The 24,878-nt window shown below is 70.5% G+C and carries 24 protein-coding genes and 1 tRNA gene; 7 read left to right on the top strand and 18 right to left on the bottom strand.

Annotated elements, in window-relative coordinates; genetic code table 11:
* Positions 1–155: 155 nt before the first annotated feature.
* Positions 156–229: transfer RNA gene (locus P3F85_RS04490), tRNA-Leu, on the top strand.
* Positions 230–328: 99 nt separating this feature from the next.
* Here the strand turns inward: P3F85_RS04490 and P3F85_RS04485 are convergent.
* From P3F85_RS04485 to hisS, 10 genes are all read right to left on the bottom strand, one after another.
* On the bottom strand, positions 329–484 hold the full coding sequence (locus P3F85_RS04485; RefSeq protein WP_374010054.1) for a hypothetical protein: 156 nt from the start codon (positions 482–484) through the stop codon (positions 329–331).
* A gap of 53 nt (positions 485–537) precedes the next feature.
* Positions 538–774 carry a helix-turn-helix domain-containing protein gene (locus tag P3F85_RS04480; protein WP_374010053.1) on the bottom strand — a complete coding sequence of 79 codons (237 nt, stop codon included), beginning with the start codon at positions 772–774 and terminating at the stop codon, positions 538–540.
* Positions 775–847: 73 nt separating this feature from the next.
* A complete protein-coding gene (locus P3F85_RS04475; protein ID WP_374010052.1) occupies positions 848–1,333 on the bottom strand; it encodes a hypothetical protein in 486 nt (161 codons plus the stop codon).
* Between the two features lie 413 nt (positions 1,334–1,746).
* Entirely contained in the window at positions 1,747–3,168 is a 1,422-nt protein-coding gene (locus tag P3F85_RS04470; RefSeq protein WP_374010051.1) for an NAD(P)/FAD-dependent oxidoreductase, read from the bottom strand.
* Between the two features lie 38 nt (positions 3,169–3,206).
* Positions 3,207–4,460 (bottom strand): S8 family serine peptidase, encoded by a 1,254-nt coding sequence (locus P3F85_RS04465; protein WP_374010050.1) that lies wholly within the window; start codon positions 4,458–4,460, stop codon positions 3,207–3,209.
* A 53-nt stretch (positions 4,461–4,513) separates the two neighbouring features.
* The gene (locus tag P3F85_RS04460; protein ID WP_374010049.1) at positions 4,514–5,029 is read right to left on the bottom strand and encodes a DUF501 domain-containing protein; all 516 of its coding nucleotides are present in this window, start codon (positions 5,027–5,029) and stop codon (positions 4,514–4,516) included.
* 6 nt (positions 5,030–5,035) lie between these two features.
* Positions 5,036–5,563: a septum formation initiator family protein gene (locus tag P3F85_RS04455; RefSeq protein ID WP_374010048.1), complete on the bottom strand. Its 528-nt coding sequence runs from the start codon at positions 5,561–5,563 to the stop codon at positions 5,036–5,038.
* 106 nt (positions 5,564–5,669) lie between these two features.
* The gene (locus P3F85_RS04450) at positions 5,670–5,915 is read right to left on the bottom strand and encodes a hypothetical protein (RefSeq protein WP_374010047.1); all 246 of its coding nucleotides are present in this window, start codon (positions 5,913–5,915) and stop codon (positions 5,670–5,672) included.
* A gap of 178 nt (positions 5,916–6,093) precedes the next feature.
* Positions 6,094–7,374 (bottom strand): phosphopyruvate hydratase, encoded by a 1,281-nt coding sequence (gene eno / locus P3F85_RS04445; RefSeq protein WP_374010046.1) that lies wholly within the window; start codon positions 7,372–7,374, stop codon positions 6,094–6,096.
* Positions 7,375–7,433: 59 nt separating this feature from the next.
* Positions 7,434–8,726: a histidine--tRNA ligase gene (gene hisS / locus P3F85_RS04440; RefSeq protein ID WP_374010045.1), complete on the bottom strand. Its 1,293-nt coding sequence runs from the start codon at positions 8,724–8,726 to the stop codon at positions 7,434–7,436.
* Positions 8,727–9,166: 440 nt separating this feature from the next.
* Between hisS and P3F85_RS04435 the strand changes: the two genes are divergently transcribed.
* The 4 genes from P3F85_RS04435 to P3F85_RS04420 are packed head-to-tail and all read left to right on the top strand — an operon-like array spanning position 9,167 to position 13,189.
* Positions 9,167–10,222: an iron-siderophore ABC transporter substrate-binding protein gene (locus tag P3F85_RS04435; protein ID WP_374010044.1), complete on the top strand. Its 1,056-nt coding sequence runs from the start codon at positions 9,167–9,169 to the stop codon at positions 10,220–10,222.
* Between the two features lie 6 nt (positions 10,223–10,228).
* Positions 10,229–11,299 carry a FecCD family ABC transporter permease gene (locus P3F85_RS04430; RefSeq protein WP_374010043.1) on the top strand — a complete coding sequence of 357 codons (1,071 nt, stop codon included), beginning with the start codon at positions 10,229–10,231 and terminating at the stop codon, positions 11,297–11,299.
* Entirely contained in the window at positions 11,296–12,366 is a 1,071-nt protein-coding gene (locus P3F85_RS04425; protein WP_374010042.1) for a FecCD family ABC transporter permease, read from the top strand. Before P3F85_RS04430 ends, P3F85_RS04425 begins: the two co-directional genes overlap by 4 nt.
* A 1-nt stretch (position 12,367) precedes the next feature.
* Complete coding sequence (locus P3F85_RS04420) at positions 12,368–13,189, top strand: ABC transporter ATP-binding protein (protein WP_374010041.1); 822 nt, start codon at positions 12,368–12,370, stop codon at positions 13,187–13,189.
* Between the two features lie 25 nt (positions 13,190–13,214).
* Here the strand turns inward: P3F85_RS04420 and P3F85_RS04415 are convergent, their stop codons facing one another.
* On the bottom strand, positions 13,215–13,907 hold the full coding sequence (locus tag P3F85_RS04415) for a MazG family protein (protein WP_374010040.1): 693 nt from the start codon (positions 13,905–13,907) through the stop codon (positions 13,215–13,217).
* Positions 13,908–14,022: 115 nt separating this feature from the next.
* Here P3F85_RS04415 and P3F85_RS04410 point away from each other — a divergent pair, with 115 nt between their 5' ends.
* Complete coding sequence (locus P3F85_RS04410; protein WP_374010039.1) at positions 14,023–15,237, top strand: Na+/H+ antiporter NhaA; 1,215 nt, start codon at positions 14,023–14,025, stop codon at positions 15,235–15,237.
* 57 nt (positions 15,238–15,294) lie between these two features.
* On the opposite strand, the gene mfd is transcribed toward P3F85_RS04410, so the two are convergent.
* Together mfd and P3F85_RS04400 are read right to left on the bottom strand one after the other, a co-directional pair.
* Positions 15,295–18,930, bottom strand: a complete 3,636-nt coding sequence (mfd, locus tag P3F85_RS04405) for a transcription-repair coupling factor (RefSeq protein ID WP_374010038.1) — start codon at positions 18,928–18,930, stop codon at positions 15,295–15,297.
* A 57-nt stretch (positions 18,931–18,987) separates the two neighbouring features.
* The gene (locus tag P3F85_RS04400) at positions 18,988–19,692 is read right to left on the bottom strand and encodes an alpha/beta fold hydrolase (protein ID WP_374010037.1); all 705 of its coding nucleotides are present in this window, start codon (positions 19,690–19,692) and stop codon (positions 18,988–18,990) included.
* A gap of 89 nt (positions 19,693–19,781) precedes the next feature.
* Here P3F85_RS04400 and P3F85_RS04395 point away from each other — a divergent pair, with 89 nt between their 5' ends.
* Positions 19,782–20,357 (top strand): hypothetical protein, encoded by a 576-nt coding sequence (locus P3F85_RS04395; protein WP_374010036.1) that lies wholly within the window; start codon positions 19,782–19,784, stop codon positions 20,355–20,357.
* 79 nt (positions 20,358–20,436) lie between these two features.
* On the opposite strand, the gene pth is transcribed toward P3F85_RS04395, so the two are convergent.
* The 5 genes from pth to P3F85_RS04370 all read right to left on the bottom strand — a co-directional run bounded on the left by pth (position 20,437) and on the right by P3F85_RS04370 (position 24,862).
* Positions 20,437–21,048, bottom strand: coding sequence for an aminoacyl-tRNA hydrolase (pth, locus tag P3F85_RS04390; RefSeq protein WP_374010035.1), 612 nt, complete (start codon positions 21,046–21,048; stop codon positions 20,437–20,439).
* Between the two features lie 9 nt (positions 21,049–21,057).
* Entirely contained in the window at positions 21,058–21,669 is a 612-nt protein-coding gene (locus P3F85_RS04385; protein WP_374010034.1) for a 50S ribosomal protein L25/general stress protein Ctc, read from the bottom strand.
* A 169-nt stretch (positions 21,670–21,838) separates the two neighbouring features.
* The gene (locus P3F85_RS04380; protein ID WP_374010033.1) at positions 21,839–22,345 is read right to left on the bottom strand and encodes a gluconokinase; all 507 of its coding nucleotides are present in this window, start codon (positions 22,343–22,345) and stop codon (positions 21,839–21,841) included.
* Positions 22,346–22,364: 19 nt separating this feature from the next.
* A complete protein-coding gene (gene manD, locus P3F85_RS04375; RefSeq protein ID WP_374010032.1) occupies positions 22,365–23,612 on the bottom strand; it encodes a D-mannonate dehydratase ManD in 1,248 nt (415 codons plus the stop codon).
* Complete coding sequence (locus P3F85_RS04370) at positions 23,609–24,862, bottom strand: mannitol dehydrogenase family protein (RefSeq protein ID WP_374010031.1); 1,254 nt, start codon at positions 24,860–24,862, stop codon at positions 23,609–23,611. Before P3F85_RS04370 ends, manD begins: the two co-directional genes overlap by 4 nt.
* Positions 24,863–24,878 lie beyond the last annotated feature (16 nt).

Raw genomic sequence — 24,878 nt, 5'->3', positions numbered from 1 at the left:
CCCGTGGCGACGGTGTAGCGTTGAGGCCATGGAAGGTCTGCTCATCGGTTTCATCGTCCTCGTCGTGATCGTCGGAGGCGGCATCGCGACAGCGGCGGTCATCCAGATGGTCAAGGCACCGTACCGCGACCGCTAGACCCCGCGCCGTCGGCTCCGCCCCCATAGCCCAATCGGTAGAGGCAGGCGACTTAAACTCGCCCGAGTGTGGGTTCGAGTCCCACTGGGGGTACTGGTCTACTTCCGCGCTATGACAGGGATAGCGGGCGTTTCGGGCGCCGCAGAATCGCGGATCGCCCACAATTCGCCCACACTTGAAACGCGCATAGCCTCATCCAGGGCGGCCGAAAACGGCGTCCAGGTCGTCGTCGAACAGGTGCCCGTACACGTCGAACGTAATCGCCGCCGAGGCATGGCCGAGCATCCGTCGCACCGCCTTCACGTTCGCGCCAGACATCGTCGCCCAGAACTGCGACCAAAAGTCCATGACCCTGAATCCTAGGGGCAGACCGGACCGGGCCCCGGCGCCTTCTTCTCCCTCTAGGGGAACGTCCGGCCCCGCATCGGTCGAGCTCGCGGCCCTGGCGTCACCACCGCGCGGGTATTGCGTTCGACGTACTCGAGCACGGCAGCTCGTGGGAACAGCCAGCGCCGGCCTTCCTTGATGGCGCCGAGCCGCCGAAGCCGTGCGAGCTCTGCGACCTTCCGCTCGGTGAGCTTGAGGTAAGCCGCTGCCTCTTCAAGACTATTGATGTCATCCAAATCGGGTGCTAGCACGTCCCCTATCCTGGCTGGGTCCAGCTTCGCAGGTGTGTTCGAGGGCGAAACCGGGGCTGCCGGCTAGCACCGCTCACATGACTGTGACCGTGGTGGTTCTCGATTCCGTCTCGTCGTTTTCGCGCCACTCGATGTTGATGCCATGGGATTGCGGGTTATCCGGGTCTAGCACGGTCCGCGAGAAGGTGAGCTTCTCGCCCGGTTGGATGTCGATCGGGGCGACCGCATATGACCGCATGAACTCGGTCACCGGCACGACATCGATCTTGTCCACGTGCATCACCCTGTTGGTCACGTTTTGCAGGTGCACCTCATGGTCCTTCCCATTGCCGATGAAGAACCAGTGACCTTGGTTCTCGGGCGAGTTCCGGATGGCGATGCGGTTGGCTTCGTTGAGCGCAGCAGCCTGGTCCTGCAGGGCCGTTGCCGCTTGCTCTGCCGATCTCTGCGCGTCGTCCCGAGCCTCTTGGGCGTCGGCTACTCCGCGCCACGCAACGATTGCGGCGATGACCGTAGCGACGAAAAGGCCTCCGTTGATGATGATGCTGGCAAGCTCCATGATCCGCACGATAGTGGAGCTGCGAACGCGACGGGTCCAATGTCGCCACGTTGTCGGAAGCGCGCCCCCGCGGAGGTCCAGGCATCGCCCGCAAATAGCCCACAGTTGCGTGATCCACCGACTCCGAATGTGACTTCAATCTCCCAAAAATCGCGAAAGTTGGCCCACCGCAGCACCGTTCCAAGGGTTGCAATGGAGTTCGAGTCCCACTGAGGGTTCTCCGCATCCATGCAAGCGCTGCCGCGGCTCCTCGTTCGGATCGCTAGTTCATAACCGATTTGGTCAGAATTATGAGCTAGAGCGCTATCTCATAATCCGAGGAGACGCCAGTCCTGCGCGGCACCGGCATCGACCGACGACGCACGAAGGCCCGGCCCCTTTCGGGACCGGGCCTTCGTGGTGAACCGTTGACGCTACTTCGCAGTGACCTCGGCCGGCTGCTTCGCGGGCTCCGCCTTCTTGCGGGCGGGAGCCTTCTTGGCGGGCGCCTCCGCGGGAGGAGCAGCCTCGACGGCCGGCTTCGGGCGGGAGGCGAACTCCTCGAAGCTGGCGCGCGGGTTCTGGACCGCCTGCAGCGAGACGATGTCGCGGCCGAGCCAGAAGTTGTTCCACCAGCCCCAGATGACGCGCCACTTGCGCTCCCACGACGGCATCGCGAGACCGTGGTAGCCGCGGTGGGCGAGCCAGCCGACGACACCCTTGATGGCGATCTTGCCGGACTGCAGCACGCCGATGCCGACGCCCAGACCCGCGACCGCACCGAGGCTCTTGTGGTAGTACTGACGCGGCAGCTCGCCGCGCAGGGTGGCGACGATGTTCTTCGCCATGAGCTTGCCCTGGCGCACGGCGTGCTGGGCGTTCGGCACGCAGTAGCCGCCCACGCCCGCACCGGTCAGGTCCGGAACCGCGGACACGTCGCCCGCGCCCCACGCGTCCTCGATGATCTCGTCGTCGGTGCCCACGCGGAGGTCGGCGCGGACGCGGAGGCGGCCACGCTCCTCGATCGGCAGGTCGGTGTGACGCACGACCGTCGGGTTCGCCATGACGCCGGCGGTCCAGACGATGAGGTCGGTCTCGAAGGTCTCACCGGTCGACAGCTGGATGACGCCATCCACCGCGCTCTGCAGCTGCGTGTCGAGGTGGATCTGCGCCCCGCGCTCCGCGAGGTTCTTGATCACCCAGTGGCTGGTCTTGAGCGACACCTCGGGCATGATCCGGCCCATGGCCTCGATCAGGTGGAAGTGCGTGTCCTCGAAGGACAGCTCGGGGTAGCGCTTCAGCAGCGCGCTCGCGAACGAACGCAGCTCGGCGAAGATCTCGATGCCGGCGAAGCCGCCGCCGACGACCACCACGGTGAGGAGGCGGTCGCGCTCCGGGCCGGCCGGGAGTCCGGCAGCCTTGTCGAAGTTCGTCAGAAGGCGGTCGCGGATGTAGACGGCCTCCTCGATGTTCTTGAGGCCGACGGCCTGGTCCGCGACGCCCGGGATGGGGAACGTGCGCGAAACGGCGCCGGCGGTGACCACGACGATGTCGTACTCGAACTCGTACGCCTCGCCGATCGGCGGCTGGATGGTCGCGACCTTGCGGGCGTGGTCGACGTACGTGACCTTGGCCGTGATGATGTTGGTCGTCTTCAGGTGGCGGCGGTGCGCGACAACCGCGTGACGCGGCTCGATGGAGCCGACCGCGACCTCCGGGAGGAACGGCTGGTACGTCATGTACGGCAGCGGGTCGACCATGGTGACCTCGGCCTCGCCCGGGCGGAGCTGCTTCTCGAGCTTCCACGCGGTGTAGAAGCCGGCGTAGCCACCGCCGACGATCAGGATTTTGGGCACAGTGATGCGTCTCCTCAACACGAAAGTTTGGGCCTACATTACTCCCTGCTGCGCATTCGCCTGAAATGCAGCCACGCACCGACCCCGCCGAGGACGGCGAGGGCGAGGAAGCCGGCGATCAGGGCGAATGGCAGCCAGAAAGCGGTGAGGACGCTCCATTGCGGCCACAAGAACTGCCTCCATGGTAGCGCGCGCTCGGGGGTCAGTTTCTTCGGCGCGGGCGCCGCCTGTGCGTTTCCGTCCGATGCTGCCGGCGGAGCGGTGGCCGACGGCGACTCCGCGCGGCGGTGGATCCGGATCCAGTCGCCCAGATCGCCCATCGGATTCGCGGACACCTGCGGCACATTCGCTGTTACCGCCGCTGCCGCATCCAGCAGCCCGTACCCGTAGATCGGGCTCGGAACCGTGCCGCCTGCAGGCTTCGCTGTGCGAATGAGGCGCTCGATCACATCCGGTGCCTTCAGCTCGGGATGCGCGGCCCGCACCAGCGCGACGGCGCCGGAGACCAGGGGCGCGGCGCCGCTGGTACCCGCCCACTGCACGTAGCCGCCGCCCGGATTCGCGCCGACGAGCTGCTCGCTCGGCGCCGAGACGCCTATGGTGATGCCCTGGGCGGAGGCGTCGAAGCTGGCCTTGCCCGCGCGGTCGACACCCGCGACGGTCAGCACTCCGGGGATCGTGGCGGGCGCGCCCACTTCGCTGGTGCCGCTCCCGCGGTTGCCCGCGGCGGCGACGATGACGACATCGTGCGCGAAGGCGTACTGGAACGCCGCGTCCCAGCTGGCCGGCCAGTCGAGCGTGTTGCGGGTGAGGGACATGTTGATGACGGATGCGCCGTTGTCCACCGACCAGCGCACGGCCTGGGCGATCTGCTCGTCGCTTCCGACCGGTCCGATCGCCTTCCCCAGGGCCACGGACACGGCGAGGACGCTGGAGTCGGGCGCCGCGCCGAGCACGCCGCTCCCTGCTCCCGTGCCCCGGCCCGCGAGCAGGGAGGCCACCCACGTCCCGTGGTTGGCGCTCTCGGAGTCGCCTAGGGGCTTTTGGCCGTTCGCCGCGCCGACTCCGGACACGTCCGTCCCGCCGACCACGGCCCCGGCGAGATCGGGAACACTGCCGTCGACGCCGGTGTCGATGACGGCGACCTTCACGCCCGCACCCCGGGTCGTGCGCCAGGCCTGCGAGAAGCCGTAGTCGTTCAGCCAGTACTCCAGGTCGCGGACCTGATCGGCCCGCGCCGCCGTGGCCGGGACGACGGCGGCCGCGACAGCCAGGATCGCGGCGGCGGCCATCCCGGCCAGCCGTCGTCTGCGATCACCCCCGCCGCTCCCCCGCACGGTTGCTCCTAGCCGGCGACGTCGATGCGGCACTCGCACACCGCGGGCGACCAGTCACCACGGGCGAGCGCGAGGTCGCCGATCGGGTTCACACCGGGTCCGGCCGCCAGCGCGTGCGCGGCGAGGGCGTGCAGGCACTTCACGCGCGCGGGCATCCCTCCGGCGGAGATGCCGGCGATCTCATCCACCTCGGCGATGGACGCGCGGTCGGCGAGGTACTGCTCGTGCGCGACCCGGTACTGGGCGCTCACCTCGGCGTCGTCCGCGAGGAGGTCGTTGTACTCGTTCATCACCTGCGTTGCCTCGAGCGCCGACATGGCGGCAGTGGCAGCGGGATGGGTCAGGTAGTAGAAGGTCGGGAACGGTGTCCCGTCGTCGAGCCGCGGGGCGGTCGAGACCACGGTCGGACGGCCGCACACGCAGCGTGCGGCGATGCCGACGACGTTTCGCGCGGGGCGGCCGAGCTGCTCGGAGACGACGGCGATGTCCTCGTCCGTCACGGGATCGAAGGGAGGTCTGGTCATTCGGGCTTACTTGTTCGGTGCGGGAGTGGATGTCGGGGCGGGGGCGGGCGCGGGCGTGCCGCTCAGCTGCTGGGGGGTCGCGTCGGTCAGCCCGGCGCCCATGAAGGAGCCGAACAGCGAGCCGACCCAGTCCGTCCGCGTCTTCTGCAGCTTCGAGCTGACGGGGGTCGTGTCCTGCTTCGCCGCCGGGGCGCGGTCGTCGATCACCAGGTAGCTGACCTCGCCGGGGAGCACGTAGTAGAGCCGGTCGCGTGCCTGTGCCCGCAGATAGCTGGGGTCGTTCCAGCGCGCGCGCTGGTCCTTCAGGGTGTCGACCTGCGTGGCCAGCTGCTCCACGGCGTGCTGCTGGTCGGCGATCTGCTGGCGCTGCGACAGGAAGGCCTGGATGGTCGGCGCGAGGATCACGACAGCGAGCACGAGCACGCCCATCATGACCAGCGAGAACGCAGAGAAGTGGAGCTGGCGGAGCCAGCGGCCGGTCCCGGTCGGGCGCGACATGCGCACCGGGACGCGGCGCGTGCGCGATTTCGGCATGGGCCCTCCCGGTCGGTGCGCGTGCGGAACGGGGCCGGTCGGCCCCCTCTCATCGTAGGCGATGACGGTGGTCCGAACCGTGGCGCGGCGGGGTGTCGGGATGCGCTCAGCCGGCGCTCAGGACGGCGACCAGCCGCACGATCCCGACCGCGGCGAGGGCGGCGCCGCCCAGCGCGAACACGGCGCCGAGGGTGCGGGCGTCGCGCGGGCGGAACGGCCGGCGGGCATCGTCGTCGGCGAAGAAGGCAGCCGCGCGTCCCGGCCGCAGCAGGAAGAACATCCCGAGGGCGGCGAACAGGACGGCGAGCGCCAGGAACAGCGCAAGCGGTACCACTTCGCTCTCGACCCTCACCACCCCTTCATTCTGCTGCCCCGCCCCCTGCGGCGAGGTTCAGCGTTCGCACATTCGTGACGAATGTCCCGTTTGAGAGGACGAAAAGGGACATTCGTCACGAATCTTCGAAATGGCGGAGGGGCGGGACACGAACGGCCCCCGGGGAGGAGTCCCCGGGGGCCGTTGCGGTGCCCGCTTACGCGGTGAAGCGCGGGAAGGCGCTGCGGCCGGCGTAGACCGCGGCGTCGCCCAGCTCCTCCTCGATGCGGAGCAGCTGGTTGTACTTGGCGACGCGCTCGGAGCGCGCCGGCGCACCGGTCTTGATCTGGCCGGAGTTCGTGGCGACGGCCAGGTCGGCGATCGTCGTGTCCTCGGTCTCGCCGGAGCGGTGCGAGAGCACGGCGGTCATGCCGCTGCGCTGCGCGAGCGACACGGCGTCGAGCGTCTCGGTGAGCGTCCCGATCTGGTTCACCTTGACCAGGATGCTGTTCGCCGCCTTGAGCGCGATGCCCTGGGCGAGGCGCTTCGGGTTGGTGACGAACAGGTCGTCGCCCACGAGCTGCAGCTTGTCGCCGAGCTCCGAGTTCAGGTGGGCCCAGCCCTCCCAGTCGTCCTCGGCCAGCGGGTCCTCGATCGAGACGAGCGGGTAGTTGGCGGCGAGCTCGAGGTAGTAGGCGCTCATCTCGGCGGCGGAGCGGTCCTGGCCCTCGAAGCGGTAGACGCCGTTCTCGAAGAACTCGGTGGATGCGACGTCGAGGCCGAGCGCGATGTCGCGGCCGACGGTGAAGCCGGCCTTCTCGATGGCCTCGGAGATGAGGTCGAGCGCCGCGCGGTTGTTGTCGAGCTCCGGGGCGAAGCCGCCCTCGTCGCCGAGGCCGGTGTTCAGGCCCTTCGACTTCAGCAGCGACTTGAGCGAGTGGTACGTCTCGACGCCCCAGCGCAGGCCCTCGGAGTAGGTCTCGGCGCCGAGCGGCAGCACCATGAACTCCTGGATGTCGACGCCGGTGTCGGCGTGAGCGCCACCGTTGATGATATTCATCATCGGCACGGGCAGGATGTGGGCGTTGGGGCCGCCGAGGTAGCGGAACAGCGGCAGGTCGGCCGAGTCGGCCGCGGCCTTCGCGACGGCGAGGCTGACGCCGAGGATGGCGTTGGCGCCGACGCGCTTCTTGTTGTCGGTGCCGTCGAGCTCGATGAGCGCTTCGTCGACGAGGCGCTGGTCGGCGGCCTCGAACCCCTCGATCGCCGGGCCCAGCTCGTCGAGCACCGCGTCCACCGCCTTGAGCACGCCCTTGCCCTGGTAGCGCTCCTTGTCGCCGTCGCGCAGCTCGTAGGCCTCGAAGGCACCGGTGGAGGCACCGGACGGGACGGCGGCGCGGCTGACCGTGCCGTCTTCCAGGAGCACCTCGACCTCGATGGTCGGGTTGCCGCGCGAGTCCAAGATCTCGCGAGCGCCTACAGCTTCGATTGCAGCCACAACTGTCTCCTTGCGTGGTTTTTTCGTGGGATTCCGAAGTCAGTCTAGTGAGGCCGCCACTAGGCGAGCGGCTTCACCTCGAGCGCGGACGCGTCCGCTGTGTCCGCGTTCACGAACGCGAACGAGCGGAAGCCGGACGCCGCCGCCCTGTCGAGGACCGCCTTCAGGTTCTTCGCGCGCCGGTCGAGCCGGACGCGGGCTCCGCGCGCGACGAGCTCCGACTTGATAGCGACGAGCCGGTCGAGCGGAACCGCGGCGTCGTACACCAGCACGACCGACTCCTGCGCGGCATCCTCGGGCAGTTCGATCAGGTCGACGACCCGCTCGAAGCCGATCGAGAAGCCCGCGGCGGGCACGTCGGTGCCGAGGAAGCGCCCGATCATCCCGTCGTAGCGACCGCCGCCGCCGACCGAGCTGCCCGACCCGGGGTGCGCGATCTCGAAGATGGTCCCGGTGTAGTAGCCCATCCCGCGCACGAGCGTCGGGTCGAACCGCAGGCTGACGCCGGGCGGGAGGGTGTCGAGCGCGTGCGCCAGCGCCTCAAGGTCGGCCACCGCGTCCGTGTCCATGCCCTCGGGCAGGATGCCGCTGATCGCCTCGACGGTCAGCTCCACTCCCCCGTCGGCCAGGTGCGGCTCCAGGTCGGCGAGGATGCCGCCGAGCACGGCCGCCGCGTCGGCTCCGCCCTCCGCCAGCTCCGCGACCACGCCCTCGGCGCCGATCTTGTCGAGCTTGTCGATGGAGATGAGCACCTGCGGCCAGCGCGTCTCGTCGAAACCGCAGTACTCGAGCAGCCCGTTCAGGATGCGCCGGTCGTTGATGCGGATGGTGCAGTCGGTCAGCCCCAGGGCCTCCAGCGCCGCTGCGGTCGCCGTGATCAGCTCCACCTCGGCCAGCTGCGTCGGCTCGCCGATGATGTCGATGTCGCACTGGACGAACTGCCGGTAGCGGCCCTTCTGCGGTCGCTCGGCGCGCCACACGGGAGCGATCTGGATGCTCCGGAACACCGGAGGCAGCTCGGCGCGGTGGGAGGCGTAGAAGCGCGCGAGCGGAACCGTGAGGTCGAACCGGAGCCCGAGGTCGGAGAGGCTCAGGAGGTCGCCCGAATCGATCGCCGCGGTCAGGTCGTCGCCGTCGAGACCGCGCTTCAGGATGCTGAACGACAGCTTCTCGTTGTCTCCGCCGAGCCCCGAGTGCAGGCGCTCCACATCCTCGACCACCGGGGTCTCGATCTCGTCGAAGCCGTGGGCCGCGAAGCTGCGGCGGATCACCCCGAGCGCATGCTCCCTGCGGGCCTTTTCAGCGGGGAGGAAGTCGCGCATGCCGCGGGGCGGGGTGATCGAGGGGGCCATGCGTCGATTCTTCCACGAAGGCCTCGGCCGGGGCGCGCGCGGCGGCTCCTGGACACCTCCCGGGGGGATCGCGGCGGTCACGCCGCCGCGCGTACAGTTAGCCCGTTGCCACCCTGATGTCGCGTCGCGTATGCGGCTCGGTGGTGCCCTCGAGAGGGCCTGGCATGAGCCGCATCCGTCCGACCACGACGCTTGCTCGCTGCCAGACACAGACTGACAACGCGTCCACCCGGATACCAGGAGCGCGCCGCCATCCGGCGCCTCACCCGAATGGCGAGAGGACGCCGGGCGGACGCGCTGCCAGTCGCCGCCGCGGCGATGCCGCCTGCCGCGGCGATGCTGCCTGCCGTTGACGCGACGCGGGATTAGGTTAGGCTTGCCTAATACGGGCCGACATCACCGAGCCCGACGCCCGAAACCGTCCCCTTCCGAGGAGAACCATGCCCCGAGCCCCTCGCGTCGCCCGTCGCCGGTCGCGCTTCGCCCTGATCGCCTCCGCGATCGCCGCCTCCACCGCCCTCGTCCTGACCGGCTGCAGCGCTGGAGGAGCGGGCGCCGAGAGCACCTCGGGCGGTGGATCCGGCTCGTTCCCGGTGACCGTGAAGAGCGCCCTCGGCTCGACGACGATCGACGCGCAGCCGAAGCGGATCGCGACCTGGGGATGGGGTGCGCAGGACATCGTGCTCGCCCTGGGCATCGTCCCGGTCGCCATGCCCGCGTTCAGCTATGGCGGCAATGCCGACGGTGTGCTCCCGTGGGACGCAGACCAGATCAAAAAGCTCGGCGGGAAGACCCCGCAGCTGCTCAACGCCGACACCGGCGAGGTGCCGTTCGAGGAGTTCGTCGCGGCCAAGCCGGATGTCATCCTCGCGCCCTACTCGGGGCTGACGCAGGCCGAGTTCACCACGCTCAGCAAGATCGCGCCGGTCGTCGCGTACCCGGAGAAGCCGTGGGCGACCAGCTGGCGCGACCAGACCGCGATCGTCGGAAAGGCGCTCGGCCTCAGCGAGAAGGCTGACGCACTGGTCAAGAAGACCGAGGACTCGGTGAACACCCTCGCGGCGAAGTACCCGGTGCTGAAGGGCAAGACCTTCTTCTACGCCGCCTCGAACGAGCCCGGCAAGCTGAACGTCTACCGTGCGGAGGACCCGCGCGTCCAGCTGCTCAATGACCTGGGGCTCACGAACTCCCCCAGCATCGCCGGCCTCGACCAGTCGAAGGGCGACGGCAGCTTCTTCTACCAGCTGAGCAACGAGAACCTCTCGAAGATCGACACCGACCTGCTGGTCATGTACTTCGACAAGCAGTCGTCGGTGGATGCGTTCACCTCCGACCCGCTGGTGGCCGCCATGCCGACCATCACGGAGGGCCGCTTCGCCCCGATCGTCGGCGAGTCGTTCGTCGCCGCGACCAGCGCGCCGAGCGTCCTCAGCATCCCGTGGATGCTCGACCGCTACGTGCCGGAGCTGGCCGCCGCCGCGGACAAGGTCAAGTAGCGGCGGATGCCCGCGAGCGTCGTCACCGCTGACGCCGGGCGGACGGGGAGCGGCCGGAGTGCCTCCTCGCCCGCCCGGCGTCGCCGGCGTCTGCTGGCGGGGTTCGCCGTCGCCGCCGTCGTGCTGGTCGCCCTGTGCGTGCTCAGCCTCATGGTGGGCGCGCGTACGATCCCGCCGGCCGGCGTCCTCCATGCGCTGCTGCACTACTCCCACACGGATGCGGACGCGCTGGTCGTCGTCGACAGCCGGCTCCCGCGCACCCTGCTGGGTATCGCCGCCGGTCTCGGACTGGGGCTCGCCGGAACCGTCATGCAGGGACTCTCGCGCAACCCGCTGGCCGACCCCGGCATCCTCGGCGTCAATTTCGGCGCCTCCCTCGCCGTGGTCGTCGCGATCGCCTTCGTCGGCGTGACCTCGCCCTCCGGCTACCTGTGGTTCGCGTTCGCGGGCGCAGCCCTGGCTTCGGCATTGGTGTACGCCGTCTCGTCTCTGGGCCGGGAAGGGGCCACCCCGGTGAAGCTCGCCATCGCGGGCGCGGCGGTCTCGGCCGCGCTCGGCTCCCTGATCACGGCGGTGGAGCTGACCAGCAGGGTGTCGCTGGATGCCATGCGCTTCTGGCAGGTCGGCTCCCTGGCGGGCCGCGGCTTCGGCGTCCTCTGGCAGGTGCTGCCCACGCTGACGGTCGGCGTGGTGATCGCCCTCGTCCTCGGCCGCCTGCTGAACGGTCTGGCGCTCGGCGACGACGTGGCCCGCGGGCTGGGTCAGCGCGTCGGGGTGACCCGCATCCTGTGCGGCGTCGCGATCGTGCTGCTGTGCGGCTCTGCGACGGCGGCGGTCGGCCCGATCGCGTTCGCCGGCCTGATCGTGCCGCACATCGCGCGACGGGTGGTCGGCGCGGACTACCGCTGGATCCTCGCCTATTCGGCGCTGATCGCGCCGTCGCTGCTGCTCGCCTGCGACATCCTGGGACGCGTCGTCGCCCCTCCCGGCGAGCTGCAGGTCGGCGTGGTGCTGGCGTTCGTCGGCGCGCCCGTCTTCATCGCGCTCGTCCGCCGCCGCCGGATGGTGAGCCTGTGACCGCGCGCACCGGGACCGCGGCGGCGCCCGCAGCGGCCGGGATCCTCGCCGCCGTTCACCGCGACCGGAAGCACGGCCGGGCGCGAGCCCTGCGGGTCTCGATCGTGCTCGCCGCCCTGGTCGTGGTCGTCTCGGCCGTCTCCCTCACGCTCGGCGCCGCCTCCGTCGCACCCGTGGACGTGCTGGCCGCGCTGATCGGCCGAGCCGACCGGCTCACGTCGTTCGTGATCCTCGACCTCCGCCTCCCCCGCCTCCTCGCCGGGACCCTCGTCGGCGCGTGCCTCGGGCTCTCGGGGGCGCTCATCCAGTCGGTGGCACGGAATCCCCTCGCCAGCCCGGACATCATCGGCATCACCGCTGCGGCGAGCGCGACGGGATCCATCGCGCTGATCTGGTTCGGCCTGACCGGGCTCGCGCTGTCCGGGATCGTGCTGGCCGGGACGCTGGTCGCCGCCGCGCTCATCTACGTGCTGGCGTGGCGCAACGGCGTCAGCGGCTACCGCTTCGTGCTGGTCGGGATCGGCATCGCCGCCTTCTGCGGGGGTGTCGTCTCGTACGTGCTCACCCGCGCGGACATCACCGACGTGCAGCAGGCGCTGGTCTGGATCACCGGGAGCCTCAACACCGTCGATCCCTCCGCCCTGCTCGTGCTCGCCGTCGGGACGGCCGTCCTCGTCCCCTGCGCGCTCCTCGTCGGGCGCCCGCTGGGAGCGCTGTCCCTCGGCGACGACCTCGCCTCCGGCCTCGGCGTCCGCCCGGAGCGCACCCGCCTCGCGGTCGTGGCCGTCGCCGTCGCCCTCGCCGCCATCGCGGTGGCCGTCGCCGGTCCCGTGTCGTTCGTCGCCTTCCTCGCCGCACCGATCGCGCGCAGGCTCCTCGGGCGCGGGTCGCTCGCACTGGTGCCCTCCGCACTGCTGGGGGCGCTCATCCTCGTCGTCTCCGACATCGCCGCCCAGTTCGCGATCCCGGGCGTCGTGCTGCCCGTCGGGGTCGTCACCGGGATCGTCGGCGCACCGTACCTTCTCTGGCTGCTGGCCAGGACCAACTCCGTGGGCCGTGGAGGCTGACATGACACCTGAGACTTCGATCCCCGGCACCACCGCCGAGCTCTCGGCCCGCGGGCTGTCGCTCGCGTATGAGGGACGGGTGGTGGTCGACGACCTCGACCTCGACATCCCGGCCGGGCGCGTGACCGCCATCGTCGGCCCGAACGCCTGCGGCAAGTCCACGCTCCTGCGCGGGCTCTCCCGGCTGCTGGCCCCGGCCTCGGGTGCGGTCCTGCTCGACGGCGCGGACATCCACGGGCTGCCCACCAAACGCGTCGCGCAACGACTCGGGCTGCTGCCCCAGACGCCGACCGCCCCGGACGGCATCACCGTCGCCGACCTCGTGTCGCGCGGGCGCTACCCGCACCAGGGCTGGTTCCGGCGCTGGACGGCGGAGGACGACGATGCGGTCGCGGAGGCCATGACCGCGACCGCGATCGGGGACCTCGCCGACCGCCCGGTCGACGAGCTGTCCGGGGGCCAGCGTCAGCGCGTGTGGATCGCGATGGCGCTGGCCCAGCGAACCGACATCCTGCTGCTGGACGAGCCCACCACCTTCCTCGATATCAGCCACCAGCTGGAGGTGCTGGACCTGCTGCTCGACCTCAACGCCGCGCGTGGGACGACGGTCGTGATGGTCCTCCACGACCTCAACCTCGCCGCGCGATACGCCGGGCACCTCGTGGCGATGCGCTCCGGCGCCGTCGTGGCGGCCGGTGACCCGGCGGCGGTCGTCTCCGCCGACCTGGTGCGCGAGGTCTTCGGGGTCGAGTCCGTGATCGTCGACGACCCCGTCACCGGAACCCCGCTGGTCGTCCCGCTCGGCCGCCACCACGCCGGGTAGCGTCCCGCCCCGCCCGTCCGCGCGCTCAGGCCTCCTGCTCGCGGATCTCCTCCTGGAGGTCGCGGAGCGTCGAGCGGAGGGCCCGCTCCGCATCCAGACCCTGTGCCTTCGCCGACGCGACGATCGCCAGCAGGAGCGGGCCGAGCTCGTCCTCGCTGCCCACCTGCAGGCCGCCCTGGTCCTTGAGGTCGAGCAGGCCCACCTTCTCGGCGCGTCCCAGCAGCTTGTCGGCGAGCGCGAGCGAGGGCATGCCCTGAGGGATGCCGTCCAGCACGCTCGTGCGCCCCGGCTTCTCGAGCTTCTTGAGGTCGTCCCAGAAGCCGACGACGTCGTCCGCCGTCTCCGCGGTGCGCGCGTCCGCGGCCGCACGGTCGCCGAACACGTGCGGGTGCCGGCCGACCATCTTCGCCGTCATGTGCGCCGCGACATCCTGGATGTCGAACCCCTCGCCGGGCGTGTGCGCGGCGATGTCGGCGTGGAAGAGCACCTGGTAGAGCACGTCGCCGAGCTCTTCGAGCAGCTCGTCCCGGTCGCCCGTCTCGATCGCGTCGATGAGCTCGTACGTCTCCTCGATCAGGTACTGCACCAGCGACTCGTGCGTCTGGTCCGCATCCCACGGGCACCCGCCGGGCGCGCGCAGCTGCGCCATGACGGCGACGAGCTCGTCGAGCTTCGTCGCGCTGTCCGGAACCACCGCAGGACCGACTGTCTCGCCCATGCGAACCTCCTCGCTCTACGATTCATCCATCCTGCCACCGGCTAGAGTCGTAATCGGTGTGCCGGGAAGTCTGGTCGGCGTCGTTTTCCGTGACCCCGTGAGAATGGTGACCCGCATGAGCATCATCCGATCCGAACGCACCGCCGCAGGCCTGCTGCTGGGGGCCGCCGCCCTCGGGCTGCTGCTCGCCAACACGCCCGCCGGACCGGCGCTGCTCGACGTGCAGCACGCCTACCTCGGCGGCGGGCTGCTGAAGATCAGCGTCGGCCACGCGATCAGCGACGGCCTGCTCGCGATCTTCTTCTTCATCGTCGCGGTGGAACTCAAGCACGAGCTCGTCGCGGGCGAGCTGAACAGCGTCCAGAAGGCCATCCACCCGGCCATCGCCGCGGTCGCCGGCGTGATCGTCCCCGCCGGGCTGTACCTCGCGCTGACCGCCGGGACGGGCGTTCAGCAGGGCTGGCCGATCCCCACGGCGACCGACATCGCCTTCGCGCTGGGCGTGCTCGCCGTGTTCGGCCGCGGGCTGCCGAACCGGCTCCGTGTCTTTTTGCTGGCGCTGGCCGTCCTGGACGACCTGATCGCCATCCTGATCATCGCCGTGTTCTTCACGACCGACCCCAACCTGTGGGAGCTGGCCCTGGCGGCGGTCACGGTCGCGCTGTTCGGGGCGCTGAGCCGGATGCTCCGCGGGCGTCTGCGGTGGCCGCTCGGCATCCTCATGGTGCTGCTGGCGGTGCTCACGTGGTGGCTGGTCTACGACTCGGGCGTGCACGCCACGATCGCGGGAGTCGCCCTGGGCCTGGCGATGGCCAGGAATCCCGCCCGGCGGGTCACGCACGCGCTCGAACCCTGGTCGAACGGGCTGATCCTCCCACTGTTCGCGTTCTCGGCCGCGCTGGTGCCCATCCCCCAGGTGTCGCCGGCGGAGCTGTCGCCCGCCTTCTGGGGCATCCTCGTGGCACTGCCCGTCGGCAAGCTCATCGGCATCACCCTGGGCGGATGGCTCGGCTCGTTCACCCGGCGTGGGCCGGAACGCGGCCGGATCTCGTTGTTCGCTCTGGTCACCGTCGCCGCGCTCGGCGGGATCGGGTTCACCGTGTCGCTGCTCATGAACGAGTTGGCGTTCGCGGGGTCGGAGACCGTGCGGGCGGAGGGCACGCTGGCCGTGCTGCTCGGGTCGGCCGTGGCGATCGTGATCTCGGGGTTCCTGGTGAGCGCGCTGGCGCGGCGGAACCGGCGGCTGCACCCGCACCCGCACCCGGAGGCCCGGGGCGGTGCAGAGGCCGGGGCTGGCGCTGGCGGCGCTCCTACGGCTCGGAAGGGCTGACGCCCAACCCGCGCGCCACGGCGCCACGGCGCCCGGCGCGGCACCCGGCCGCTGAGGTCAGCTCGCCTGCTCGGCCACCGGCTCCTTCTCGGGGAACAGCGCGCCGAGCAGGTCGGCCACCCAGGCGATCAACTCGGTGTCCGGCAGCGCCTCACCGTTCAGGCGCGGCAGCGGCACGGTCGCGACCTTCGGCGCCGCGTGATACTTCGAGCCCGGGTACAGGCGCTGCAGGCGCACCTGGATCGAGTCCGGCAGGATGGCCGGGGCGATCCGCAGATTGGAGCCCATGGCGACGACCTCGCCGAGCGCGGCCTTCTGCGCGGAACGCCGGAGCCGCGACACCGCGATCAGGTTCGTCACCGGCACGGGCGGCTCGCCGTAGCGGTCGGTCAGCTCCTCCAGGACGAGGTCGATCTGGCCGTCCTTGGAGTTCGGCGAGGCAGCCGTCGAGAGCTTCTGATAGGCCTCCAGGCGCAGCCGCTCGCTGTCGACGTACTCCTCGGGGATGTGGGCGTCGACCGGCAGCTCCAGCCGCAGCTCGGTCTGCCCCTCTGCCACCTCGCCGCGGAAGGTGGACACCGCCTCCCCGATCATGCGGAGGTACAGGTCGAACCCGACGCCGGCGATGTGCCCGGACTGCTCGCCGCCCAGCAGGTTGCCCGCGCCGCGGATCTCGAGGTCTTTCAGCGCCACCTGCATCCCGCTGCCGAGGTCGTTGTTCGCGGCGATCGTGGAGAGGCGGTCGTGGGCCGTCTCGCTGAGCGGCTTGTTCTCATCCCAGAGGAAGTACGCGTAGGCGCGCTCGCGGCCGCGGCCGACCCGGCCACGCAGCTGGTGCAGCTGACTGAGGCCGTACTTGTCGGCCCGGTCGATGATGATCGTGTTCGCGTTGGCGATGTCGAGCCCGGTCTCGATGATGGTCGTCGAGACGAGCACGTCGAACCGGCGCTCCCAGAAGTCGACCACGACCTGCTCCAGCGCGTGCTCGTTCATCTTGCCGTGCGCGACGCCGATGCGGGCCTCGGGGACGAGCTCGGCCAGCTTCGCGGCCATGCTGGTGATCGAGCCGACGCGGTTGTGGACGAAGAACACCTGGCCCTCGCGCAGGAGCTCGCGCCGGATCGCCGCCGCGACCTGCTTCTCGGAGTACGGCCCGACGAACGTCAGGATGGGGTGCCGGTCCTCGGGTGGGGTCGCGAGCGTCGACATCTCGCGGATGCCGGTGACGGCCATCTCCAGCGTGCGCGGGATGGGCGTCGCGCTCATGGCGAGGATGTCGACATTGGTCTTGAGCTTCTTCAGCGCCTCTTTGTGCTCGACCCCGAACCGCTGCTCCTCGTCGATGATGACGAGACCGAGGTCTTTGAAGGTGACGCCGTCGGCGAGGATGCGATGCGTGCCGATGACCACATCCACCGTGCCGTCGGCCATGCCCCGCAGGGTCTCCTTGGCCTCTTTGTCGGTCTGGAACCGGCTCAGCTGCCGCAGGTGGATGGGGAACCCGGCGAAGCGCTCCTGGAACGTCTCCGCGTGCTGCTTCACCAGCAGCGTGGTCGGGACCAGCATGGCGACCTGCTTGCCGTCCTGCACGGCCTTGAAGGCCGCACGCACGGCGATCTCGGTCTTGCCGAAGCCGACATCGCCCGAGATCAGGCGGTCCATCGGGATCGGCCGTTCCATGTCGGCCTTCACCTCGTCGATGGTCTGCAACTGGTCGGGGGTCTCGGCGAACGGGAACGCCTCCTCCAGCTCGCGCTGCCACGGGGTGTCCTGCCCGAACGCGTGGCCCTTGCTCGCCATTCGCGCCGAGTAGAGCTTGACGAGTTCCACCGCGATGTCGCGGACGGCGCGACGAGCACGACCCTTGGCGGCCGCCCAGTCGCTGCCGCCCATCTTGGAGAGCTGCGGCGCCTCGCCGCCGACGTAGCGGGTGAGCAGGTCGAGCTGGTCGGTCGGGACGTACAGCTTGTCGCCCGGGTAGCCGCGCTTCGAGGGCGCGTACTCGAGCACGAGGTACTCGCGCTTCGACTTGACCGCGTTGCGCCCACCGCTCGACACCTCGCGCTGGGTGAGTTCGACGAACCTGCCGATGCCGTGCGTCTCGTGCACCACGTAGTCCCCGGCCTTCAGCGCCATGGGGTCGACCACGTTCTTGCGGCGCGTGGCGAGCTTCTTGACCTGACGGGAGTCGTAACCGATGGTGCGGCCGTAGAACTCGGCCTCGCTGATCAGGGCGAGCTTGATGGCCGGGAGTTCGAAGCCGTGCTCGGCGGTCGCCTTCAGCAGGTACGCGATGCCGGGCTCCGGATCGGCGGGGAACTCGTCGACCGGACGGGCCGGCAGCTCCGCCTCGCCGAGTACGTCGGCGGCTCGCTCGACCAGTCCGGTGCCGGCCGCGACGATGGCGACCTGCCAGCCGTCGCGGAGGCGGGAGCGGACGTGCTCCACCGCTCCGGAGACGTTGCCCTGGTAGCTCGGAACCGCCTCCGCCTGGATGCGGACCTGGAGGTACTCCTCCACCTCGCGCTCCTCCGGCACACGGTTTTCATCGAGCGAGCTGGCGTCCGCCTGGAACCCGCTCATGGTCCACCACGGGTGGTCTGCGCTCGGGGCTCCCGGACGGCTGAACTTCACCGAGTCCTTCAGGCTCTGCAGCGTCATGAAGTCACCGGCGGCCAGGTCGATCGGCGCGGCGGCTCCCACGGTGGCGGCGCTCCACGCGGCGGTCAGGAACTCGCGGTTCGTCTCGGCCAGACTCACCGCGCGCGACGCGACGCGCTCGGGCGACATCACGGCAACAGCCGCGCCGTCGGGCAGGTAGTGGGTCAGCGGCACGAGCCGGTCGACGAGCGCGGGTGCCAGCGACTCCATCCCCTCGACCGGGATGCCCTCGCCGATCTTGGCCAGCATCGCGGAGAGGCTGGGGAACTCGTGCTCCATCTCGCGTGCCCGCTGGCGAACCGACTCGCTCAGCAGGAGCTCGCGGCTCGGCGGCAGGGCGACCGAGGGGATGGGCTCGGGCAGCGACCGCTGGTCAGCCACCGAGAAGGCGCGGATCTGATCCACCTCGTCGCCGAAGAACTCGACGCGGTAGGGGTGGTCGGCGGTCGGCGGGAAGACGTCGAGGATGCCGCCGCGCACGGCGAACTCGCCGCGTCGCGTCACCATGTCGACGCGGGCGTACGCCAGGTCGACGAGCTGCGACGCCAGGCCGCCGAGGTCGAAGCCGCGTCCGCCGGTCTGGAGGTCGACCGTGGCGTAATCGGTCAGGTTGTCCGCCAGCGGCTGGAGGGCGGCGCGCACGGAGGCGACCAGGATGAACGGGGTGCTGCGGTCGCCCTCGGCCCAGTCCGCGAGGCGGCGCAGCGCGGTGAGGCGCTTGCCGACGATCTCGGCGCTCGGGCTGAGACGCTCGTGCGGCAGGGTCTCCCACGCCGGGAACTCCACGATCTGCGCATCCGGAAGCAGGCACGGCAGCGCACCGCGGATGGACTCCGACTCGCGGCCGGTCGCCGTGATGAGGAGCACGGCCTGCATGCGCCCCTGCTCGGCCCGGCGCCGCAGCAGCCCGGCGAGCAGCGGAGCGCGGAGACCGTCGGTCAGCGAGAAGTCGGCATCGCGCGCCGCGTGAGAGAGCGCGTCGCTGAACGAGGAGTCGCGCGCGAGAGCGTCGACCAGTGCCTGGAGTATCACTCGGTCGATTCTACGTGGGGCCGCCGACAGTTCCAGGGGTGATGCGGTCAGGTGGGATCAGATCCAGCCGTCGAGCGCGCGCATGAACCCGTCGTGGTCGTCGCGGTTGATGACGTGGCCGGACCCGGCGACCACGCGCACCTCGTACCCCTGGTCCCGCAGGCGCTCGGCGAGCTCCGGCTTCACCAGGCGCGAGTCGTCCGCCAGCATGACGAGCGAGGGCACCGTCATCACCTCCGGCGCGCGCATCGCCGACGGGGTCACCACCACGGGCAGCACGGCGCGGTCGAAGGCCTTGAACGTCTCCACCTCGATCGCCACATCGGCCGGATCCCAGCGCGGGTTCCGCTTCGCGATGCGGGCCGCCGACTGCCGCGCGAGCGTGCGCAGGAAGGCCGGAGCGAGCATCCGCTGGAATCCGTTCGTGGCCGGGCACGAGAACGCCGGGTCGACGTAGATGACGCGCTGCGGGTCGAGCCGCTCGATGGCGAGGCTCACGGTGAGCCCGCCGAGCGAGTGTCCCATGACGAGTTCGGGACGCTCCGGCACCGTGTCGACGATGTCCTGGGCCATGAGTTCGGCCGAGTAGTTCTCCGCATGCGGGCTGCGTCCGTGACCGCGGAGATCGACGGCGATCACGTGGTAGCCGCGGGCGGCGAGCACCGGGCCGACGCGACGCCAGTTGCGCGAGTCCGACATCACTCCGTGGACGAGGACGGCGTAGCGGTCACCGTCGCCCCACTCGCGCGAATACAACTTCATTCCGGTCACGGTACGCGCCGCTGCTGGCGAGTGGCAGGGCATCCGCTACGCTCTGGCTGAGCATTCGCCGAGACCTTCCAGGGGGCACCGTGACCGACCCGAACCAGCCCGCAACCTCCCCCGTGTTCCCGCCGCCGGGGCCGGGAGTCGGGCAGCCGCAGCACGGGCAGCCGCAGTACGCGCAGCCGCAGTACGCGCAGCCGCAGTACGCGCAGCCGCAGTACGCCGCCGCGCCCTACGGACCGCCGGCCTCGCCCAACGGCTGGGGTGCTCCCGTCGCCGCGGTACCGCGTTCGCGGGCGCTCGGTCTGTCGGCGCTGCTCATCGCGGCCCCGGTGTTCGTGCTGTCGATCGTCGCCTCGATCGTGATCGGAATCTCCGCCGGACCGCTCGCCACCCGGACGTCGACCAGTTTCAACTTCAACACCGGCGATCTGACTCCCGAGCAGGCAGCGACCTTCGCTCCCGTTGGGGTGCTGATGGGGGTTCAGATGCTGCTCGGAACGGCGCTGGGCATCCTCGCCCTCGTGCTCGGCATCATCGCGGTCGCGACGAAGCGCGGACGCCCCCTCGGTGTCGTCGCCATCTGCCTCGCGGCGGCGGCCCCGATCGTCTCGTTCGCGGTCTACGTCGGCGCGCTGCTGGCGACGCTCCCACCCGCCTGAGCAGGGGCGCGATTCGTGCCGAATCGTCGTTATCGCGCCGCCGAAACGGCGATTCGTGACGAATGTCGCGCCCGGCGGGTCAGCGCGCGTGGAAGCGGTTCTGCGCGGGGGTGAGGCCCTCGGCGGCGATCTGCTCGACCGCGTCGGCCGCATCCGCCACCAGGATCGGCAGGTTCGTGCGCTCGGAGGCGGAGAACGCCTTGAGCACGTGGTCCGCCGCGCCCGAGGACCCGGGCGGACGTCCGACCCCGACCCGCACGCGGGCGAAGTCGCCGGTGCCGATCGCGGCGATCACATCCCGGACGCCGTTGTGGCCGCCATGGCCACCGCCGTGCTTCAGGCGGATGGTGTCGAACGGGATGTCGAGCTCGTCGTGCACCACGATCAGGTGCGAGGGATCGAGCGAGTAGAAGCGCAGGAGCTGCGAGACCGGTCCGCCGGACACGTTCATGTACGTGTTGGGCTTGGCCAGGACGAAACGCGGGCCGCCGGGGGTCAACCGACCCTCGGCGACCGTCGCGTTCGTCTTGTGGGACTTGAAGGTGAGGTGGCCGCGCGAGGCGAGCTCATCCAGCACCATCTGACCCACGTTGTGACGCGTGTTGGCGTAGCCGGGCCCGGGGTTGCCGAGCCCGACTACCAGCCAGGGCCCGTCAGGCTGCCCGGTCGGCGCAGTGTGACGGGGTTCCATGGGGGGCGATTACTCCGCGGCGGATTCCGCAGCGGCGGCCGCCGCCACCTCGGCGTCGGCCTCCTCGTCGGCGCGCGAGGCGGCCGGGACGACGACGTTGAGGATCAAGAGATCTTCGTCCTCGGCCAGGACGGCGCCGGCCGGAAGGTCGAAGTCCTTAGCGTGGTACTGCGTGCCCTCGGGAGCGTCCGTCACGTCGATGACAATGCGCTCGGGGATGGCCGTGGCCTCGACGTCGAGCTTGATGGTCGAGATCTCGAGCACCGCGATGGTGCCGGAGTACGGCTCGCCCTCGACGTGCACGGGCACCTCGACGCTGACGCGCTCGCCGCGGCGCAGGATGACGAGGTCGAGGTGCTCGATGATCTGCGACACCGGGTCCTTCTGGACGTCCTTGACCAGCGTGAGCTGGCCCTTGCCCTCGATGTCGAGCTCGAGCAGGGCGTTCGCCTTGCGGAGCAGCAGGGAGACCTGGTGGCCCGGGAGGGTGACGTGGATGGGGTCGGTGCCGTGACCGTAGATGACCGCGGGGATCTTGCCGACGGCGCGGATCTTGCGCGCCGCGCCCTTGCCGAAGCTCTGGCGCAGTTCTGCTGCGACCTTGTTGGACTCGTCTGCCATGGTGTCTCCTCGCCGGACGGGGCCGGCTGTCGGGCGAGCCGCGAGGCCCGCAGTGTTGGTGTTGTTCGACTCGAACGCATGAAAGTGCGTGAGGAAAGACTGCGAAGCCTGCTCCACCGCGTCGATCACGGATGCCGGAGCATCCCTCGCCGAAGTTCAGTCACTCAGTCTAGCGGACGCGCGGGCCAACGGCTGCCGCGATGGTCTCCGCCAACTCCTCGGGGGTTGCGCCCACGTCGAACCGTGCGCCCGCCTCGTCCTGCTGGAGCGGCTCCAGGGTGGCCAGCTGCGAGTCGAGCAGGGAGACGGGCATGAAGTGCCCGGGCCGCGCGGCCATCCGCTCGGCGAGCAGTTCGCGCGAGCCGTCGAGCTCGGCGAAGACGGTGCCCGGCGCTTCGGCGCGGATGAGATCTCGGTACGCGCGCTTCAGTGCCGAGCAGGCGACGACCACCCCCTCAGGCGCGGTGCCGGCCAGGGTCTGGCCGACGATCGCAAGCCACGGCGCCCGGTCGGCGTCGTTGAGCGGGACGCCCGAGGCCATCTTGGCGACGTTCGCGGGTGGATGCAGCGCGTCGCCGTCGACGAACGGCACGCCGAGCTCGGCCGCCAGACGCTCCCCGACCGTGCTCTTGCCCGACCCGGACACGCCCATCACCACGACCTGCACACGGTCCACGCCGTCTCCACTCATCGAATCACCAGTCGTGCATCGACCCGTCGAGGAGCCGGTTCACGGGGAGGTAGGCCGCCTGGTAGGGGAACGCGTCCGCCACGGCCTCGTCGTACGATACGCCAAGCCCCGGCTCTTCGCCCGGGCTGAGCATCCCGTCGGCGAATGTGTAGGTGGGCCGGAACACGTCATCCGTCGCGGCGCTGTGGCGCATGTACTCCTGGATGCCGAAGTTCGGGATGGCGACGCCGAGGTGGATGGCCGCGGCCAGCCCCACGGGCGAGACGTCGGTGGGACCGTGCACACCGGACTTGATCTGGTAGACGGCGGCGTAGTCGAAGATGCGGCGCAGGCCCGTGATGCCGCCGGCGTGGGTGACGGGCGATCGGACGTAGTCGATCAGCTGCTCCTCGAACAGTTCCCGGTAGTCCCAGATCGTGTTGAACACCTCTCCGATCGCCAGCGGTGTGGTGGTGTGCTCGCGCACCCGGCGCAGGACGGCCGGGTTCTCGGCCGGGGTCACATCCTCCAGCCAGAACAGGTCGTAGGGCTCGAGCGACTTCCCGAGCTTCGCCGCCTGGATGGGCGTGAGCCGGTGGTGCGCGTCGTGCAGCAGCGGTAGCTCCGGGCCGAATTCGTTGCGCACCGCCTCGAACACGCCCGGGATGTGCCGAAGGTAGGCGCGGGTGTCCCACCGCTCCTCCACCGGCACCGCGCTGCGCCGCGCCGGTTCGTGGTCGTAGCGGGAGGTGACCCCGCCCGCGCCGGCCGTCGCGTTCGCCGACGACGCCACCCCGTACACGGAGCCCAGGCCGGGCACCCCGGTCTGGATGCGGATCGCGCGGAAGCCCTGCTCCAGGTGGTCCCGGATGGAGTCGAACAGTTCCGGGAGCTCACCGCCGGAGGCGTGCCCGTAGGTGAGGCAGCCCACCCGGCTGCGGCCGCCCAGCAACTGGTACAGCGGCAGCCCCGCGACCTTGGCCTTGATGTCCCAGAGCGCCGTGTCGACCGCCGCGATGGAGGCCATGGTCACCGGACCGCGCCGCCAGTAGGCACCGCGGTACAGGTACTGCCAGGTGTCCTCGATCTGGTGGGCGTCGCGGCCGAGGAGCAGCGGGACGATGTGCTCACTCAGGTAGGCGGCGACGGCCAGCTCGCGGCCGTTCAGCGTCGCATCCCCGAGCCCGACCACACCGTCCTCGGTCGTGATCCGCAGGGTGACGAAGTTGCGGCCGGGGCTCGAGACCAGGACGTCGACGGAGGTGATTCTCATACGGTGGCTCCTTGCAGGGATGCGATGCGCTCGGCGAGCGGATCGGTGAGGTCGGCGAGGTCGGGGGCGAGGGAGGAGAGGACGAGCGCGGCGCGCTCGGCGGGGCCGCGGGCGTCGCGCAGTCGCGCCGCGAGCTCCTCCGCGGCGGGGTCGCGGGCGTCCCCGGACACCAGGTGCAGCGTCCAGGCGGCGAGGACGCCGAGCTGCGCCTCGCCCGGCGGCCGTCCCGAGCCCAGCCGCGCGCGAAGCGGGTCGATGATGCGGGGTCCCAGTTTCTGGGAGCCGTCGGTCGCGACCTGGATGAGCCGATGCTCGATGCGGGCGTTGGAGAAGCGGTCGCGGAGTGCGGCGAGCGCCGCATCCACCTCCTCGTCGCTGAACGGCAGGTCCTCGCGCTGCTCCGCCCACAGCTGCTCCAGGTGCTCGCTCAGCCGGGGATCCGCGACGGCGTCGGCGATGGTCGTGCGGCCGCGGAGGAGCCCGCGGTAGGCGAGCAGCGAATGTCCCGCGTTGAGCAGCCACAGCTTCCGGCGTTCGAACGGTTCCACATCGTCGACGAAGCGCGCGCCTCCCGCCTCCCAGGCCGGGCGGCCCGCCGGGAAGTCGCCGGCGAGCACCCACTCGGTGAACGGCTCGGCGATCACCGGCGCGGCATCGTCCCAGCCGGCCAGCCGCCGGACGACGGTGAGGTCGGACTCGGTGGTTGCGGGGGTGATCCGGTCGACCATGGTCGAGACGAACGATACCTCGGAGCGGATCCAGTCATCGAGTCCGGGGTCGGCGGTCTCGGGATCGGCGGCCCCTGCGGCGAGCACCGCCTCCCGGAGCACGCGGCCGTTGCCGGCGAGGTTGTCGCAGCTGACGACCGCCAGTCCCCCGGCCCCGGCGCGGAACCGGGCCGCCAGCCCGGAACGGACACGACCGGGCGCGGAGCCGCCGGGCCGGTAGCCCGCCTCGGTGACGGTCAGGGTCAGCACGCCGACGTCCGGGTCGGCCAGCGTCTCGTGCCAGGCGCGGTCGTCCGCGCCGTCGTGCACCCGGCTGAGGGATTCGATCGCCGCGGCACTGTCGCCGGAGGCGCTGCGGGTCACCAGCGTGTACACCGCATCCTGCTCGGCCAGGATCCGGGCGGCGTCCGGCCTGCGCCCGGTGAAGGCCGCGATCCCGGCGTCGTCTCCCGCGTCGTTCGCGGCCTGGGTGTACCAGGCCTGGTGCGCACGGTGGAACGCCCCGAGTCCGAGATGGGCCACGCGCACCGGGTGGCGG

This window comes from Leifsonia sp. T36S-04, assembly GCF_042465655.1.
In the GTDB taxonomy this organism is placed as follows: Bacteria; Actinomycetota; Actinomycetes; order Actinomycetales; family Microbacteriaceae; genus Leifsonia.
The sequence above is the reverse complement of the archived record's forward strand: the minus strand, read 5'-3'. Positions and strand labels throughout refer to the sequence as shown.

Excerpts from the sequence above, each read along its gene's own strand:
- P3F85_RS04435 (WP_374010044.1), top strand. The coding sequence starts at position 9,167 with ATGCCCCGAGCCCCTCGCGTCGCCCGTCGCCGGTCGCGCTTCGCCCTG.
- P3F85_RS04455 (WP_374010048.1), bottom strand. The coding sequence starts at position 5,563 with ATGCCGAAATCGCGCACGCGCCGCGTCCCGGTGCGCATGTCGCGCCCG.
- P3F85_RS04460 (WP_374010049.1), bottom strand. The coding sequence starts at position 5,029 with ATGACCAGACCTCCCTTCGATCCCGTGACGGACGAGGACATCGCCGTC.
- P3F85_RS04410 (WP_374010039.1), top strand. The coding sequence starts at position 14,023 with ATGAGCATCATCCGATCCGAACGCACCGCCGCAGGCCTGCTGCTGGGG.
- P3F85_RS04400 (WP_374010037.1), bottom strand. The coding sequence starts at position 19,692 with ATGAAGTTGTATTCGCGCGAGTGGGGCGACGGTGACCGCTACGCCGTC.
- P3F85_RS04465 (WP_374010050.1), bottom strand. The coding sequence starts at position 4,460 with ATGGCCGCCGCCGCGATCCTGGCTGTCGCGGCCGCCGTCGTCCCGGCC.
- P3F85_RS04420 (WP_374010041.1), top strand. The coding sequence starts at position 12,368 with ATGACACCTGAGACTTCGATCCCCGGCACCACCGCCGAGCTCTCGGCC.
- manD (WP_374010032.1), bottom strand. The coding sequence starts at position 23,612 with ATGAGAATCACCTCCGTCGACGTCCTGGTCTCGAGCCCCGGCCGCAAC.
- P3F85_RS04475 (WP_374010052.1), bottom strand. The coding sequence starts at position 1,333 with ATGGAGCTTGCCAGCATCATCATCAACGGAGGCCTTTTCGTCGCTACG.
- P3F85_RS04485 (WP_374010054.1), bottom strand. The coding sequence starts at position 484 with ATGGACTTTTGGTCGCAGTTCTGGGCGACGATGTCTGGCGCGAACGTG.
- hisS (WP_374010045.1), bottom strand. The coding sequence starts at position 8,726 with ATGGCCCCCTCGATCACCCCGCCCCGCGGCATGCGCGACTTCCTCCCC.
- P3F85_RS04385 (WP_374010034.1), bottom strand. The coding sequence starts at position 21,669 with ATGGCAGACGAGTCCAACAAGGTCGCAGCAGAACTGCGCCAGAGCTTC.
- P3F85_RS04415 (WP_374010040.1), bottom strand. The coding sequence starts at position 13,907 with ATGGGCGAGACAGTCGGTCCTGCGGTGGTTCCGGACAGCGCGACGAAG.
- P3F85_RS04430 (WP_374010043.1), top strand. The coding sequence starts at position 10,229 with ATGCCCGCGAGCGTCGTCACCGCTGACGCCGGGCGGACGGGGAGCGGC.
- pth (WP_374010035.1), bottom strand. The coding sequence starts at position 21,048 with ATGGAACCCCGTCACACTGCGCCGACCGGGCAGCCTGACGGGCCCTGG.